Source organism: Streptomyces sp. DH12 (genome assembly GCF_020873895.1).
GTDB lineage: Bacteria > Actinomycetota > Actinomycetes > Streptomycetales > Streptomycetaceae > Streptomyces.
In genome coordinates this window covers 1-402 of the sequence record NZ_JAHWGT010001523.1, presented here as the reverse complement: position 1 = coordinate 402, position 402 = coordinate 1, and the positions used below count along the sequence as shown (strand labels likewise).

Below are 402 nucleotides of genomic sequence, written 5' to 3'. Positions count from 1 at the left end.
CAACTAGTTTCTGTGCACCGGACGCCCCCGCAGCCCTCGTGGCGCGGGGGCTTCGTTAGTCTCTAGGGACATAACAGGGTTAGTCTCTAGGTTCGACCAAGGAGTACCAATGACCATCGCCGTCCCATGCCCCAACCCAGCCGACGTCGCCGAGCGCCGCCGCACCCTGCGTAAGTACCAGTGGGGCGTCACCGGCCTGCTCATCCTCGCCGCAGTCATCTTCTTCGCGTGCTCCTGGTGGCAGCACCACAACCCCGACGCCCCGACGTGGGTGGGCTATGTGCGCGCGGGCGCCGAGGCTGGCATGGTCGGCGGCCTCGCGGACTGGTTCGCGGTTACCGCCATCTTCCGCCACCCCATGGGCATCCCGATCCCGCACACCGCGCTGATCCCCAGGAAGAA

1 protein-coding gene is annotated in these 402 nt (G+C 66.7%); it reads left to right on the top strand.

From position 1 onward, the window contains the following. Nucleotides 1-109 precede the first annotated feature (109 nt). The coding region (locus tag LPA54_RS40885; protein ID WP_228985475.1) for a DUF445 family protein at nucleotides 110-402 on the top strand (293 nt) is incomplete at its 3' end.